The sequence below is a fragment of the Paraburkholderia sp. BL6665CI2N2 genome (assembly GCF_004366535.1).
Taxonomy (GTDB): Bacteria; Pseudomonadota; Gammaproteobacteria; order Burkholderiales; family Burkholderiaceae; genus Paraburkholderia.
Genome location: NZ_SORC01000001.1, coordinates 7,756,396 through 7,772,815 on the forward strand (window position 1 = coordinate 7,756,396; position 16,420 = coordinate 7,772,815).

Here is a 16,420-nt window from a genome sequence, read left to right on the forward strand (position 1 = left end):
ACTACGCCATGCATCGGCCACGCGCGCTGTACGCCTTGCCACGCCTCGCAAATAACGCCGCCGACGCGCACGCTCCGCACCGTTCGCAAGCGTGCACCTCGCACGCGCAGGGTGCTGCGTCGCACCATCCATGTGCCCCGCTGCATCAAAACGCGTCGTGCGCCCGCTTTGCCGCACACGCATGCGATTCGCCGCAAACCCCCGTGCCACGGCCTCCTTACGGGCATTTGGTGCAACTGGCATAGGCTTTGCATTAAGCCTTGCCATCGGATCAACGTGGATCCGGCGCGAGTGCAACACAAAGTACTCGCTGCAGGACAGGTCAGGACAACGGCGTCCCCGAATTCAGTCATCGACTGGGTTCGCGGGACGCCGTTTTTATTTCCAGAATCGTTTTCGCCACCTGCCATACGGCGTCGCTCGCAACCAGCACATTGAGGAAACCGCGCTCATGAAAATCATCGTTATCGGTCACGGGATGGTCGGTCACAAACTGGTCGAGTGCCTCGCCCAGGACGCCGCGCACGGCCTCGATATCACCGTGCTGTGCGAGGAATCGCGGCCGGCCTACGATCGCGTGCACCTGTCCGAGTTTTTCGCGGGCAAGACGGCGGACGATCTCTCGCTGGTCGAACCGGGTTTCTTCGAACGCCAGAACGTGCTGCTGAAGCTGAACGCGAAGGCCGTGGCGATCGATCGCGATGCGCGCACCGTGACGGTATCGACGGGCGAAACGCTGCCCTATGACAAGCTGGTTTTCGCCACCGGCTCCTATCCGTTCGTGCCGCCCGTGCAGGGCCGCGAGCGCGCGGATTGTTTCGTGTACCGAACCATCGACGATCTCGAAGCGATGCGTGAATGCGGCGCGCGTTCGAAGACGGGCACGGTGGTCGGCGGCGGACTGCTCGGGCTCGAATGCGCGAAGGCGCTGCGCGACATGGGCCTGCAAACGCACGTGGTCGAATTCGCGCCGCGTCTGATGGCCGTGCAGGTGGACGACGGCGGCGGCCGCGTGCTGCGCAGCAAGATCGAAGAACTGGGCGTGACGGTGCATACGCAGAAGAACACCACGGCGATCGTCGATGGCGAGCAGGGCACGCACCGCATGCAATTCGCCGACGGCAGCCACCTCGACACCGACATGATCGTGTTCTCCGCGGGCATTCGTCCGCGTGACGACCTGGCGCGCGCGAGCGGACTGACGCTCGGCCCGCGCGGCGGCATCGTGATCGACAACGCATGCCGCACGAGCGATCCGCACATCTATGCGATCGGCGAATGCGCGCTGTGGAACGGCCAGTTGTTCGGCCTCGTGGCGCCGGGTTACGACATGGCTCGCGCAGTGGCGAAACAACTGCTCGGCGACACGGCCGAATTCGCCGGCGCGGACATGAGCACCAAGCTCAAGCTGATGGGCGTGGACGTGGCCAGCATCGGCGACGCGCACGGCAACACGCCGGGCAGCCGCGCGTATCAGTTCAGCGACGAGCGCAAGCAGGTCTACAAGAAGCTGGTGGTGTCCGAGTGCGGCAAATATCTGCTGGGCGGCGTGATGGTGGGCGACGCCGGCGAATACGGCACGCTGCTGCAAATGATGTTGAACCGCATCGAATTGCCCGCGTCGCCTGAATTCCTGATTCTGCCAGCGGCCGACGGCAATGCGAAACCCGCGCTCGGCGTTGATTCCTTGCCGGCTTCCGCGCAAATCTGCTCGTGCAACAACGTCTCGAAGGGAGAGTTGTGCGCCGCCGTTTGTGCCGGCGCGACCGATATCGGCGCTTTGAAATGCGCGACGACCGCCGGCACCTCGTGCGGCGGCTGCGTGCCGCTCGTCACTCAGGTGATGAAGGCCGAGATGAAGAAGCAGGGCCTCGCGGTCAATAACCATGTCTGCGAACACTTCGCGTATTCGCGCCAGGAGTTGTATCACATCGTGCGTGTGGAAGGCGTGCGCAGCTTCGGCGAATTGCTCGCGAAGCACGGCCACGGCCTGGGCTGCGATATCTGCAAACCGGTGGTGGCGAGCGTGCTCGCGTCGTGCTGGAACGAGTTCGTGCTGAAGAAGGAGCACGCTTCGCTGCAGGACACCAACGACTACTACCTCGCCAACATTCAGCGTGATGGCACCTATTCTGTCGTGCCGCGCATGGCGGGTGGCGAAGTCACCCCCGATGGTTTGATCGCGGTCGGCCAGGTTGCGAAGAAGTACGGCCTCTATACGAAGATCACCGGCGGTCAGCGTGTCGATCTGTTCGGCGCGCGCGTCGAGCAACTGCCGCTCATCTGGGAAGAACTGATCGCCGCCGGTTTCGAATCCGGCCACGCGTATGGCAAGTCGCTGCGTACCGTGAAGTCGTGTGTCGGTTCGACGTGGTGCCGCTACGGCGTCGGCGATTCGGTGGGTCTCGCCGTGGAGATCGAGAACCGCTACAAGGGCCTGCGCACGCCGCACAAGATCAAGTTCGGCGTGTCGGGCTGCACCCGCGAATGCGCGGAAGCGCAGGGCAAGGACGTCGGCATCATCGCGACCGAAAAGGGCTGGAATCTCTATGTGTGCGGCAACGGCGGCATGAAGCCGCGCCACGCCGAACTGCTCGCGTCGGACCTCGATAAGGAAACGCTGGTGCGCTACATCGACCGTTTCCTGATGTTCTACGTGCGCACCGCCGACCGTCTGCAACGTACCAGCGTGTGGCGCGAGAGCCTCGAAGGCGGGCTCGATTACCTGATCGACGTGGTCGTCAACGATCGTCTCGGGGTGGCCGGTGAACTCGAGTCGGAAATGCAGCACGTGGTCGACACCTACGAGTGCGAATGGAAGAAGGCCGTCACCGATCCCGAAACGCGCAAGCGCTTCCGTCATTTCGTCAACAGCGCCGAGTCGGACAGCCATGTCGCGTTCGTCGAGGAGCGCGGCCAGATCCGGCCGGCCACACCCGCCGAGCGGCGCTCGAAGCTCGCCGCAATTCCCGTTGTCGTCGAAACCGTTTGATTGAACCGCACTATTCACCGAGGACTTCCGTCATGAACAACGATCGCCTGCCACGCTCCTGGACGCCGGTTTGCCCGCTCGACGACATCGTGCCCAACACGGGTGTTTGCGCGCTCGTCAACGGCGAACAGGTCGCGGTTTTTCACGTGAACAACGGTGACGCGGACCCGATCGTGTACGCGATCGAAAACTTCGATCCGGGCTCGCAGGCGGCGGTGCTCTCGCGCGGATTGATCGGCAGTCTCGGCGAACGCATCGTCGTGGCCTCGCCGATCTACAAGCATCACTTCGATTTGCGTACCGGCGAGTGCCTCGAAACACCGGCGCACTCCGTCGGCGCGTTTGCCGCGCGCGTGGAAAACGGCCAGGTGTGGGTCGCGGTTTGAATCGCTGAATTCTTTTTTAACGACGTTGCCCGCCCATGTCCTCTACAAACGTAAAAACCGTGTGCCCCTACTGTGGCGTTGGCTGCGGCATGGTGCTGCACGTGGAGGACGGCCAGGTCGTAAAAATCTCCGGCGACAAGGAGCATCCGGCCAACTTCGGACGGCTGTGCACGAAGGGGCAATCGGCGCATGTCGCGTTGCGCAAGTCTGGGCGTCTCGAAGGCGCGTTCGTGCGTCACGCGCGTGGCCAGGACCCGGCGCCGCTGCCGATGGCACAGGCGATCAGCACCACCGCAGCGCGTTTGCGCGGCCTGCTCGATGAACATGGGCCGGACGCGCTGTCGTTCTACGTCTCCGGGCAGATGTCGATCGAGGCACAGTACCTCGTCAACAAGCTCGCCAAGGGCTTTGTCGGCACCAACAACATCGAATCGAATTCGCGCCTGTGCATGGCGAGCGCGGGCAGCGGCTACAAACTGTCGCTCGGCGCGGACGGCCCTCCCGGATCGTACGAAGACATCGATCACGCTGACCTGTTCTTCGTGATCGGCGCGAATATCGCCGACTGCCACCCGATTCTGTTCCTGCGCATGATGGATCGCGTGAAGGCGGGCGCCAAACTGATTGTCGTCGATCCGCGCCGCAACACCACGGCGGAGAAGGCCGATCTGTTCATGCAGATCAAGCCGGGCACCGATCTCGCGTTGCTCAACGGCCTGCTGCATCTGCTGCACGAAAACGGCCAGACGGATGCCGCATTTATCGCCGAGGCTACCGAAGGCTGGGATGCGATGCCCGCATTTCTCGCCGATTACACGCCGGATAGCGTCGCGCAAATCACCGGCATCGCCGTCGAGGATATCCGCGAGGCCGCGCGGATGATCGGCACGGCCAAAGAGTGGATCAGTTGCTGGACCATGGGCCTGAATCAGAGCACGCACGGCACCTGGCACACCAACGCGATCTGCAACCTGCATCTGGCGACGGGCAAGATTTGCCGGCGCGGCAGCGGTCCGTTTTCGCTGACGGGCCAGCCCAATGCGATGGGCGGCCGCGAAATGGGTTACATGGGGCCGGGCCTGCCGGGCCAGCGGTCGGTGCTGGTCGAACAGGACCGCGCGTTTATCGAAGACCTGTGGCGCATTCCGAAGGGCACGCTCAAGCCACAGGTCGGCAACGGCACGATCGATATGTTCGCGCGCATGGCGGCGGGCGAGATCAAGGCGTGCTGGATCATCTGCACGAATCCGGTGGCGAGCGTGGCGAATCGTCAGAATGTGATCGACGGTTTGAGCGCGGCGCAACTCGTGATCGCGCAGGACGCGTTCCTCGATACCGAGACCAACCGTTATGCCGACGTGCTGTTGCCCGGCGCGCTGTGGGCCGAAGCCGAAGGCGTGATGATCAACTCCGAGCGCAATCTGACGCTGATGCAAAAGGGCATCGAGCCGCCGGGCGCGGCGCTGCCGGACTGGCGGATCATCGCGCGCGTTGCGTGCGAAATGGGTTTCGCCGATGCCTTCACTTACGCGAGCGCCGAGGAAGTCTTTGCGGAGATCACCCGCGCGTCGAATCCGAAAACCGGGTACGACTTGCGTGGTGCGAGCTATCGCCGCCTGAAGGAGACTCCGTTGCAATGGCCGCTTGCATCGGATGATTCTGCCGACCGCAACCCGGTTCGCTACCTTAACGACGGCGTGAGCCAACCGCTCGAGGAACGGCCCGACGGCAGCCGTCCGCGGCTCGTGTTTCCGACGGCGAGCGGTAAGGCGATGTTCTTCGCACGCGCCTACGCGGCGCCCGCTGAACTGCCGGATCGTGAGTTTCCGATCGTATTGAACACAGGCCGCTTGCAGCATCAATGGCACACCATGACCAAGACCGGCAAGGTCGCGATGCTCAACAGGCTGAACCCGGGCCCGTTCGTCGAGATTCATCCCGAAGATGCCGCCACGCTCGGCATCAAGGCCAAAGACCCGGTGGAGATTCGTTCGCGCCGTGGTCGCGCGGTGTTGCCGGCTGTCGTGACCGAGCGCGTGAGCGCGGGACAGTGCTTTGCGCCGATGCACTGGAACGACGTGTTCGGCGACGACCTGTGCATCAACGCCGTGACGAACGACGCCATCGACCCGGTCTCGCAGCAGCCCGAACTCAAGTTCTGCGCCGTGGCGCTGAGCCCGGTGGCGGTCGAGCGCGTCGAGCCGTTCCTGAATGACGACGACGTATCGTTGGCGGATGCATCCGTTGCAGTCGCCGCGAGCGCTGCGCTGGCCGACACCGTATCGGCTAGCGCCGAGGACCTGGATATGCCCCGTATCGAAGCACTCACCAGCCTGTTGCAGTTGTCGCCGGCTCCCGCGCCTTCATTCACCGATCAGGAGCGCACGTATCTCGCCGGCTTCGTGAATGGACTGCGCTCGGCGGAAGCGCAAGGTATCGACCGCGTGCCGGTTCTGCCGGGTAGCGCGCCGTTCGATACGGCGAGCCGTCTTTACGTCGACGGTCTACTGGCCGGTCTTTATAGCCGCAGTGCGACCGTTCTGGCTGATGCGTTGGCAACGCCGCACGCCGCGGCGAATACAGAAACATTGCACGGGTCGTCCGGCGTGCGCATCGTGCGCGCGCGGCCGAAGGTCACGCTGCTGTGGGCCTCGCAAACCGGCAACACCGAGTCGCTGACCGAAGCCTACGCAACGCGGTTGATGGAGTCGGGCTTCGAAATCCGCACGTCGTGCATGGCGGACTATCAGGCATCGACGCTCGCCAAAGCTCAATACGTGCTGCTGATGACGAGCACCTTCGGCGACGGCGATCCACCCGACAACGCACAAAGCTTGTGGACGCAATTGAACGGCGAGGGCGCGCCGCGCCTCGACGGCGTGCGCTTCGCGGTGCTCGCGCTCGGCGATCGCAACTACGACCAGTTCTGTGGCCACGGCCGGCGTCTCGACGATCGACTCGCTGCACAAGGCGCGCTGCGCCTGACGGAGCGCGTCGATTGCGATAGCGAGTATCAGGAAAGCGCGGACGCGTGGCTCGAACGCATCATCGTGCGTATCAAGGAAGAGGATGCCGCACTGTATGCCGCGCCGCCGGGCGGCATGATCAACGCGGTCGTGCCGGGCACGGTGGCGACCAAAACGCGGCCGGCCGCATCGCGGCTCGTCAGCAATCTGCGCCTGAACAAACAGGGCGCGGCGAAAGACACGCGCTACTTTTCGCTGCGCACCGGCGACTCGGGACTTGAATACGAAGCAGGCGATGCGCTCGGCGTCTGGCCGAGCAACTGCCCGGAACTCGTCGACGAATTGATCGCACTGAGCGGCGTGAGCGCGGACGCCGCGGTGAACGTGGCCGGCGTGGGCGAAATGCGTCTTGCCGATGCGCTCGGCAAGCACTACGAGATCGCGCGGCCGAGTCCCGATCTGCTCGCGTTCGTCGCCGCGCGCAGCAACAACGGCACGCTGCGCGATCTGCTGTCGCCCGAGCGCAAGGCCGACCTCAAGCAGTGGTTGTGGGGCCAGCAGATCGCCGACGTGCTGCACGAATTTCCGCTAAGGCTCACGGCCGCCGAATTGACCGGCATGCTCAAGCGTCTGCAGCCGCGTCTCTATTCGATTGCGTCGAGCCCGAAAGCCCATGTGGGCGAAGTTCATCTGACGGTTGCCGCGGTGCGCTACAGCAATGGCCGGCGTCATCGCAAAGGCGTGTCGTCGACGTTTCTCGCCGACCGCGCGGGTGATGTCAACGTGCCTGTGTTCGTGCAGAAGTCCGCGCACTTTCGTCCTCCTCATGGTTCCGATACGCCGATGATCATGGTCGGTCCCGGCACCGGCGTTGCACCGTTTCGCGGCTTTCTGCACGAGCGGCGTGCGCGCGGCGATACGGGACGCAACTGGCTCTTCTTCGGCGAGCAGCACGCGGCCTCCGATTTCTACTATCGCGACGAACTCGAATCGTTGCGCGATACCGGTGTGCTAACCCGCCTCGACGTCGCGTTCTCGCGCGACCAGGCGGACAAGGTCTATGTGCAGGACCGCATGCGCGAACAGGGTGCGCAACTGTGGTCGTGGCTCGAAGACGGTGCGCATTTCTACGTATGCGGCGACGCCAACCGGATGGCGAAAGATGTCGACGCGGCGCTCAAGGAAGTGGTGGCCCGTCACGGCGGCATGAGCGACGAAAAAGCTCTCGAATACGTGAACCGCCTCGCGCAGGAAAAGCGCTACGCACGCGACGTTTATTGATAGTCATGCGGTTTTCAGCGCAACGAGCGCGCTCGCGTTTCAAGGTTTCAAGGTTTCAAAGAGTACGCAGTACAGCTTCAAAAGAAGGAACCGCATGGCATGGAGGTTGCGTGTTTATGCCGATTATCAACATGGTGATCATTCCGGTGCGTGGCGCGTAGCGCGATCTGCTGGATAGTCGAAAAATCAGTTTTGTGAGGATATCTGATGAAAAACGTGATGAGCTCCCTAAAGAGTGGGGACTGGCGCGCGCTGGTGGCGTGTTTCCTCTATTTCGACACGGGCTTTACCGTGTGGGTCCTGTATGGACCGCTCGCACCGTTCATCAGCAAGAGCATCGCGATGACGCCCGCGCAACAGGGTTTGCTGGTCGCGGTGCCGGTGCTGTCGGCCGCTATCCTGCGCGTGACGCTCGGTAACCTGTATCAATCCGCACATGGCAAGCGCATCGCGCTGATGGGCGTGCTGTTGTCGGCGGTGCCGACCATCGTGTTGCCGTTGATGCCGTCCGTACCGTCGTACACGATGCTGCTGGTGCTCGGCGTGTTCCTCGGCGTGGGCGGTGCGAGTTTCGCGGTGGCGCTGCCGATGGCGGGCAGCAACTATCCGCCGAAGGTGCAGGGCCTCGTGTTGGGCCTCGCCGCGGCCGGCAATATCGGCGCGGTGCTCGACGGCTTTCTGTTCCCGCAACTGGCGACGCACTACGGCTGGCAGATGGCTGCCGGCGGCGCTCTGCCGTTGCTCGCGATCGCCGCGATCACGCTGTATTTCTGGGCGAACGACTCCGGCGTGAAAACGGGCAGCGCGCTACGCGCATTCGGCAGCTTCGCGGTGACGCTGATCGGCTTGATCGTGCTGGTGCTGCTGGTCGAAGCCGGCATGTTCGGCTCGGGCAAAACAGGTGTGCTGCTGTTGCCGGTGATCGGCGCTCTGCTGGCGATTGCGGTACTGCCCAAGCGTTATCGCGCAGTGCTGGCCGAGCGTGACACGTGGGCCATCATGCTGGTGTACAGCATTACGTTCGGCGGATTCGTCGGCATGTCCTCGTATGTCACGCTGCTGCTGACCAACCTCTATCAGCTCTCGAAGATCGACGCCGGCCTCTTCATGGCGCTGCTCGCCGCGACTGGCGCGATGGTGCGTCCGCTCGGCGGTCTGATCGCCGACAAGGTGTCCGGCGTGCGCGCGCTGACCGTCCTGCTCGCGATCATCTCGTTGTGCGACTTCGTGTTCGCTGCGGTGATGCCGACCATGGCCGGCGGCATCGCGTTGCTGCTGTGCCTGTACGTGGCCTTCGGTCTCGGCAACGGCGCGACCTTCCAGCTGGTGCCGCATCGCTGGGCCGGCCGCACGGGTCTGATGTCGGGCATTGTCGGCGCCGCGGGCGGCATCGGCGGATTCTATCTGCCTGTCGTGATGGGTATTGCGAAGGAGAGCACGGGCAGCTATCAGATGGGCTTCGCGACGTTCGGCGCGCTCGCGGCCTGCGCGTTCGTCGCGATCGTCGCGCTGCGCCGTCCGTGGATGGCGTGGTCGATGCACACCGGTGTGATGCACGCGCACGCAACGGAGTGATGCAGTAACGCAGTAACGCGCGCGATCCGGCTGCCACGCTGCCACGCTGACGTGGCGCTGCGGATCGCGCGCCGCGGCCGATCAAAAATCAGCATGAGCGCGTTCGTGAAGAAAACGCAGACGGGATGAGCCACGCAGTGCCGCGTTATTGTCGTATGCTTGGCGTTTTCCAGAACGTCGGGCAAATGTAATGTACAACTGGTGGCACGCGGTGTGGGCAGCCGCCCGGGCAGAGTTCTCCGATCTCGGCAGCGCGGCCGACGTCACTCAGGTCCTGATGCGCCTCGGGCTGGCCTTGATACTCGGCGGCATACTGGGTTTCGAGCGTGAGATGTCACGGCGCGACGCCGGCATGCGCACGCACATGATGGTGTCGGTCGGCGCGGCCTTGTTCGTGGTCGTGCCGCTGCAGGCCGGTTTTTCGCAGGACAACATGAGCCGGGTCTTGCAGGGACTCGTGTCCGGGGTCGGTTTTCTGGGCGCGGGCGCCATCATCAAGCTCAGCGCCGAGCGCGAGGTGCGCGGTCTGACGACGGCGGCAAGCTTGTGGCTCAGCGCGGGCGTCGGCGTGGCGGCGGGGCTCGGGCGCGAGGCCACGGCGATTCTCAGCGTGGCGATCGCGCTGGCCATTCTGTCGAGCGCGCGGCTGTTCAAGAGCGGGGAACAGGAAGAAAAATAAAGGCACGGTGGGCGCATGAGCCTACGAAAAACCAGCATGCAAAAATGCAGTCAAATACTTGCATGTTGGCCGCGCGGCTTCTAATATGCAGCTCGCGACTATGTTGCATGGTCGACAGGAGGCTGCATATGAACACATCCACCGATCGCATCGAAAAACAGATTCTGCTGAAGGCGCCGCGCTCGCGAGTCTGGCGTGCATTGTCCAATGCCGAGGAATTCGGTAACTGGTTCGGCGTGAATCTCACCGGCAAAGAGTTCGTGGCCGGCCAGTCCGTGCAGGGCAACATTACTTATCCGGGCTACGAGTATCTGGTCATGGACGTGCATGTTGAACGCGTCGAACCGGAGCATCACCTGTCTTGGCGCTGGCATCCGGCCGCGGTCGATATCAAGGTGGACTATTCGCCGGAGCCGACCACGCTGGTGGTCTTCGAGCTGACCGAGGTCGAGTCGGGCACCCTGTTGCGCGTGGTCGAGTCGGGCTTCGATCAACTTCCCCCCGGCCGCCGCGAAGAGGCGTTCCGTATGAATAGCGGCGGTTGGGAAGAACAGATGACCAACATCGAACAGCATGTCGCCAAGGCTTAAGAAGGCGTCTGGCGGAGCGGCTCTGAAGGCGGCGGCGCTGCGCAGTTCCGCGGCCATTTTCGCGGCGCTCGGCGACGAGACACGTCTGCGTCTGGTCGCGGTATTGTGCGCGGGCAGCGCGATGTCGATCGCGCAACTCACGGCGGGAACGGACATCACGCGGCAGTCCGTCACGCAGCATTTGCAGGTGCTCGCCAACGCGGGTCTCGTGCGCGACGTGAAGGTGGGCCGTGAACGCTTGTGGGAATTCGAGCCCACCCAACTCGACGCAGCGCGCCGCGCGCTCGACGCGATCTCGCGGCAGTGGGATCACGCGTTGTCGAAGTTGAAGGCGGCGGTGGAGGACTGAAAACCGTCGCTTAAAACTTATGCCGCAGCGCCAGCCGAACGGCGACCTGCGTGCCCGTCGACGACGGTGCCTGCACACCGGGAATGAACGCGTTGTCGAGAATCGAGTGAGTCGAATCGCCCGCGACCTTCTGATACTCGCCCTGCACATACACGTCGGTGCGCTTCGACAGGTTGTAATCCGCCATCAGGCCGACCGAGTGAATCTTCGGCTTCACGCTGCCTGACGACGCATCGTAGTTTTCCATCGTGTACACGTACTGCGCGCCGACAAAGAACGCCGGCGTGAACTGGTATTTGCCGTTCACTTCGAAGTTCTGATACTTCAGCGTATTCAACGTGACGCCCGGCGCGGCCAGCGGACTGCCGATATAGCCGTTGCCCGTCGGATTCTTGTAGTTCGAGTTGGTGTAGGCAAAACCGGCCGTCGCCGAGCCGAACGTGTAGTTGATGCCGCCGCCGAACACCCGCATGCGTCCGGCGATAAAGCTGGCGTCGTTTGCGGTAATCGCGCCGGTCGAGCCCACGCCGGGATTGTCCGCCTGCATATAGGCCGCCGCGACCAGCAGCCCGCCGTTCGCATATTGACCGCCGAAGCTATACGCGCGGTTGTTCGCGAAGTGGGTGTCGTTACTGAAGGCGTAAGCGCCGCCGAACTGAAAGCCCGCCATCTCCGGGCTCGCGTACTTCACGCTGTTGCCGAGGCGGAACGAGTTGTCGGTGTTGTCGTTGTCATACGGATGCGCGAACAGGTAGCCGGCCCAGTTGCCGTTGGCCGTGGTCTGCGCGAGGTAATCGACCACGGAATCGTACTGGTGCCCAAGCGTGACCGTGCCGAAGCGACCATCGCTCAGACCCACATACGCCTGACGCCCGAACATGCGGCCGCCCTGGGCGAGCCGTCCCGAACTCACGTCGAAGCCGTTTTCGAGTTGAAACACGGCCTTCAGGCCGCCGCCCAGATCCTCCGAACCCTTCATGCCCCAGCGGCTGCCTTGCGCATAGCCGCTCGCCATTTCCCACACCGCGCCGTGCCCCGCGTTGTTGGTGTAGTCGATGCCTTCGTCGAGCACGCCGTACAGCGTGACGCTGCTTTGAGCGAAGGCCGGCGACGCCACCAGCGAGGCGAGTGCGGCGAACGCGGCGGTCGCAATGCGGTTCTTTTTCATCATGAGCTCCATACCTTGGTAGTGAGCGGACCGAATTCCCCGGACGAACCCGCAGGCGTTCGACGACCGCTGCTTTTTGGCAAAGCCCGGATTCTGCTATTCGGGATGGGAATCGCGAATGAGGCACATCCCTGGATAAACGTGATTTTTTCGAATGTTTGTCCCGCGAATTATTCGCTTGTGGCGGGGCGGTGACCCAGAGAAAAATTCCGTTCATGCACCTTTGGCATGAAGGCCATAGCCGAGGGCAATGCGTTTTTCGCACCATGCTTTTCAGGAGACGACCATGCGACTCGATCGGAATTTTGCTAACGGCCGGTTTATCGAACCCGCGACCGACACCGCTAGCCGCGAGCTCATTGCCGTTTGCAATCCGGCCACCGAGGCCGTGATCGCCCATGTCACCGGCGCCACCCAGGCCGAAGTCATCGCCGCGGTCGATGCCGCCGCGGTTGCGCAAAAGGGCTGGCGCAAGCTGCCGGCGGCCGAGCGCGCCGTCTATCTGCACAAACTCGCCGACGCGCTGACCGAATGCTCGCCCGCCATTGGCGCGGCGCTCGCGCTGGAGTCCGGCAAGAGCGTGGCCGACGCCACCAACGAAGCGATCTACGCCGGCCAGATCACCCGCTACCACGCAGAGTGGGCGCGCCGCATCGAAGGCGAAGTGATTCCAAGCGATACGCCCGACGAAAACCTCGTGCTGCATCGCGAGCCGATCGGCGTGGTCGCGTGTCTGATCCCGTTCAACTATCCGGTCTATACGTTCATGCGCAAAGTGGCGCCGGCGCTGATCGCCGGCAACACGGTCGTCGTGCGTCCGAGCAACAACACGCCGACATCCGCATTCGAAATCGCCAGGGCGGTGGAGAAGGCCGGTTTGCCGGCGGGCGTCGTCAACATTCTCGCGATGAACCACGCCACCGCCGAGGCGCTTTGCACGCATCCCAAGGTGGGCATGATCACGCTGACGGGCAGCGTCGGCGCGGGCCGCAAGGTGCTCGACTATTGCAAGGCGAACATCGCCAAGCCGTCGCTCGAACTGGGCGGCAAGACGCCCGCGATCATCGAGGCCGATGCCGATCTCGAGAAAGCCGCGCGCGATCTGGTCGCGTCCAAGACCACGCATTGCGGCCAGTTGTGCACGGCGATCGAACGCGTCTACGTGCAGGAAAGCGTGCATGACCGCTTCGTCGCGCTGCTTAAAAAGCACATGAGCGCGGTGGAAAGCGGCGATCGCAGCGAACAGCCGTCGTTGATGGGTCCGCTCGTCAACGAGGCGTCGCGCCAGTCGATTCACGCGATGGTGGAACGTGCGGTCGCAGCGGGCGCCACGCTCGAAACCGGCGGCAAGCTGCCCGTACCCGGTCAAGGCAAAGGCTTCTTCTATCCGGCCACGTTGCTAACGAACTGCCGTCAGGACATGGAAATCATCCAGGAAGAGACCTTCGGTCCGATCATGCCGGTCGTCAAATACCGCACGCTCGACGAAGCGCTGGAGATGGCCAACGATCATCAATTCGGTCTCTCGTCGGTGTTGTATACGGAGAACTATCGCAGCGCGATGAAGATCGCCAACGGCATTGAAGCCGGTGAACTGTACGTGAACCGTACGCCGGCCGATCCGTATCAGGGCTTCCACGCCGGCTGGAAACGTTCGGGCCTCGGCGGCGACGACGGCAAGCACGGCATGCTCGAATTCACCCAGACCCGGCTCGTGGTCATGAAGTACTGAAGCTGAACCGGCGCGCGCCGCATGTTGAAGCTTCGGCGCGTGTCTGCCTTGCAACCTGAAAACGCGCAGCGATTCTGCTGCCAGTCCAAAACAAAACATATTGGAGACCGGGCGGCCCGATGGGCCGGCGCTGTGTCTCTGAGGAGCGCTCACGTGTCATCCCAACCCGTTCGAACCGATGCTTCGCTCGCTTTAAGCGACGAAGAGGCCGCGCTGCAAAACAGCAAGACGCAGCGTTATGTCCAGCTCATTCTGCTGGTGATCGCAGCCGGCGCGATCTATCCGATTCTGTATCTGCGGCAGGTGTATCAGCCGACGATGCTCGAAGTGTTCCACATCACCGATAGCCAGCTCGGCTATCTGTATTCGTCGCTGGGCACGATCTTTCTGTTGAGTTATCTGCCGAGCGGCTGGCTCGCGGACCGCATCGCGCCGCGTTTGCTGATCTGCTTTTCTCTGATCGCCACCGGCGTGCTCGGGCTGTGGTATTCGACCGCGCCGTCGTTCCCGATGCTGATGATGATCTTCGGCGGCTGGGGCTTATCGACCGGTTTGACGTTCTGGGCCGCGGTCATCAAGCGCGTGACGATGATTGCCGGCACGCATGAACAGGGCCGTTTCTTCGGCTTGCTCGACGGCGGACGCGGCCTGATCGAGGCGATGCTCGCAACCATTGCGATCACGCTGTTCGCGTGGATCACGCAGACCAAGGGCGAACCGGTCGCGGCCGGATTCAAGCTGGTGGTGTACATGTACGCGTTTCTTTGCATTGCGCTTGGCGTCGTGCTCGCACTCGTCAAGGATTCGCAGGGCAAAGCAGATGCCGCCGCCAATCGCGCCGCGCGTCAACGCAACAACGTTCTGGTCGATCTGAAGACGCTCGCGAAGATTCCCGAACTGTGGCTCGTCGCGGCGATCGTGTTCTGCGGTTACCAGGTGTTCTGGGCGACCTACAGTTTCTCCGCGTATCTGCATGAAGGCGAAATCGGCCTGACGGTCGTGATGGCCGGCACGATCACCACGCTCAAGCTGTGGATGCGGCCGATCGGCGGCATCGGCGGCGGCTTTCTCGGCGATCGCTATTCGAAGGTGTCGGTGCTCGTGATCGCGCTCTTTCTGGCCGCGCTGTCGCTGCTGGGTCTGATGGCGGCGCCGCGTATTTCGAGCCACGTGCTGCTGGTGTTTCTCGTGCTGTTCATCGGCATTCTGACTTACGCGATTCGCGGCCTGTACTGGTCGCTGCTGGATCGCTGCAATATTCCGGTTGCCACGATGGGTCTCGCGATCGGCCTCATCTCCGTGCTCGGCTATTCGCCGGACGTGTTCCTGCCGCTCATCAACGGCTATCTGACGCAGACGTTCCCCGGGGTCTTCGGCTACCAGCTCTACTTCGGCTATGTAGCCGCGATGGCGGCGCTCGGCGGCTTTGCCGGGCTCGCGCTGAGAAGCATGCTCAATAGAAAAGAGGTTGCGTAAATGAAAGTCGTCTCGCTCGAAACGCATATCGTCGCCGTACCGCCGCCGCATGTGGGCGGCATGTACTGGATCTTCGTCAAGCTCAAGACCGATTGCGGGATTGAAGGTGTCGGCGAAATCTATTCGGCGACGTTCCATCCGAAAGCGATGACCCACGTCATCGACGATGTATTCGGCCGCTATCTGCTCGACAAGGACCCGCACCATATCGAGCGGCTCTGGCGCGAAGCGTATTCGAGCGGTTTTACGCAACGCCCCGATCTGACCATGATGGGCGTGGTCAGCGGCCTCGAAATGGCGTGCTGGGACATTATCGGCAAGGCGGCTAACAAGCCGGTGTATGAGTTGCTGGGCGGCATGGTGAATCAGCGCCTGCGTTCATATACCTATCTGTATCCGAAGAACAGCCGCGGCGAATACGACTACGACGATCCCGATCTGGCCGCCGAATGCGCGCTCGAAAACGTCAAACGCGGCTTCACGGCGGTGAAGTTCGATCCGGCCGGACCGTACACGGCGTACTCGGGCCATCAACTGTCGATGGAAGTGCTGGACCGTTGCGAAACCTTCTGCCGGCGCGTGCGCGAAGCAGTCGGCAGCAAGGCGGATCTGCTGTTCGGCACGCACGGGCAGATGGTGCCGTCGTCGGCGATCCGGCTTGCGAAACGCCTCGAAAAGTACGACCCGCTATGGTTCGAAGAGCCGGTTCCGCCGGGGCAGGAAGGAGCGATGGCGCAGGTCGCGCGGCACACCAGCATTCCGATTGCCGCGGGTGAACGCCTCACTACCAAGTACGAATTCTTCAAGCTGCTGGAAGCCGGCGCCGCGTCGATTCTGCAATTGAACGTGGCGCGTGTTGGTGGCTTGCTCGAAGCGAAGAAAGTCGCCACGCTGGCCGAGGTGTACTGCGCGCAGATCGCGCCGCATCTGTACAACGGGCCGATCGGCGCGGCGGCCAGCATTCAGCTCGCGACGTGCACGCCGAACTTCCTGATTCAGGAAAGTATCGGTACGTGGGACGGTTTTCATGCGGCCGTGCTGAAGAAGCCGATTCAATGGGAAGACGGCTACATCATTCCGTCGCAGGAACCGGGCCTTGGCGTCGAGCTGAACATGGAAGTCGTCAGGCAGCACACGCCGTACACCGGCGAGCGTTTGCATCTGCAAATGGCGGCGCAACCGGCGGATGTGAAGGATCTCGCGCCGGCCAAGGGTTGAGTGCGCCT

11 protein-coding genes are annotated in these 16,420 nt (G+C 62.9%); 10 read left to right on the forward strand and 1 reads right to left on the reverse strand.

All coding sequences use genetic code 11. The features are described from left to right. The first annotated feature begins 451 nt into the window (after positions 1-451). The 7 genes from nirB (at position 452) to B0G81_RS34815 (ending at position 10,818) form a co-directional block, all read left to right on the forward strand. The gene (gene nirB, locus B0G81_RS34785; RefSeq protein WP_134141825.1) at positions 452-2,992 is read left to right on the forward strand and encodes a nitrite reductase large subunit NirB; all 2,541 of its coding nucleotides are present in this window, start codon (positions 452-454) and stop codon (positions 2,990-2,992) included. 32 nt (positions 2,993-3,024) lie between these two features. Beyond that, complete coding sequence (gene nirD, locus B0G81_RS34790) at positions 3,025-3,378, forward strand: nitrite reductase small subunit NirD (RefSeq protein ID WP_106281190.1); 354 nt, start codon at positions 3,025-3,027, stop codon at positions 3,376-3,378. 35 nt (positions 3,379-3,413) lie between these two features. Further along, positions 3,414-7,625, forward strand: a complete 4,212-nt coding sequence (locus B0G81_RS34795; protein ID WP_134141826.1) for a bifunctional nitrate reductase/sulfite reductase flavoprotein subunit alpha — start codon at positions 3,414-3,416, stop codon at positions 7,623-7,625. A 207-nt stretch (positions 7,626-7,832) separates the two neighbouring features. Next, positions 7,833-9,200 carry an MFS transporter gene (locus tag B0G81_RS34800; RefSeq protein ID WP_134141828.1) on the forward strand — a complete coding sequence of 456 codons (1,368 nt, stop codon included), beginning with the start codon at positions 7,833-7,835 and terminating at the stop codon, positions 9,198-9,200. A 190-nt stretch (positions 9,201-9,390) separates the two neighbouring features. Beyond that, positions 9,391-9,879 (forward strand): MgtC/SapB family protein, encoded by a 489-nt coding sequence (locus B0G81_RS34805; RefSeq protein WP_106281196.1) that lies wholly within the window; start codon positions 9,391-9,393, stop codon positions 9,877-9,879. Positions 9,880-10,007: 128 nt separating this feature from the next. Further along, a complete protein-coding gene (locus B0G81_RS34810) occupies positions 10,008-10,469 on the forward strand; it encodes an SRPBCC family protein (RefSeq protein WP_134141833.1) in 462 nt (153 codons plus the stop codon). Then, positions 10,453-10,818 (forward strand): metalloregulator ArsR/SmtB family transcription factor, encoded by a 366-nt coding sequence (locus tag B0G81_RS34815; protein ID WP_134141837.1) that lies wholly within the window; start codon positions 10,453-10,455, stop codon positions 10,816-10,818. Before B0G81_RS34810 ends, B0G81_RS34815 begins: the two co-directional genes overlap by 17 nt. 10 nt (positions 10,819-10,828) lie before the next feature. On the opposite strand, the gene B0G81_RS34820 is transcribed toward B0G81_RS34815, so the two are convergent. Further along, positions 10,829-11,986, reverse strand: a complete 1,158-nt coding sequence (locus B0G81_RS34820) for a porin (RefSeq protein WP_134143296.1) — start codon at positions 11,984-11,986, stop codon at positions 10,829-10,831. Positions 11,987-12,272: 286 nt separating this feature from the next. Between B0G81_RS34820 and aldA the strand changes: the two genes are divergently transcribed. The 3 genes from aldA (at position 12,273) to B0G81_RS34835 (ending at position 16,412) form a co-directional block, all read left to right on the forward strand. After that, positions 12,273-13,718 carry an aldehyde dehydrogenase gene (aldA, locus tag B0G81_RS34825; RefSeq protein WP_134141841.1) on the forward strand — a complete coding sequence of 482 codons (1,446 nt, stop codon included), beginning with the start codon at positions 12,273-12,275 and terminating at the stop codon, positions 13,716-13,718. Between the two features lie 153 nt (positions 13,719-13,871). After that, positions 13,872-15,194 carry an MFS transporter gene (locus B0G81_RS34830; protein ID WP_134141846.1) on the forward strand — a complete coding sequence of 441 codons (1,323 nt, stop codon included), beginning with the start codon at positions 13,872-13,874 and terminating at the stop codon, positions 15,192-15,194. After that, a complete protein-coding gene (locus B0G81_RS34835; protein ID WP_134141849.1) occupies positions 15,195-16,412 on the forward strand; it encodes a mandelate racemase/muconate lactonizing enzyme family protein in 1,218 nt (405 codons plus the stop codon). It begins immediately after the preceding gene. Positions 16,413-16,420 lie beyond the last annotated feature (8 nt).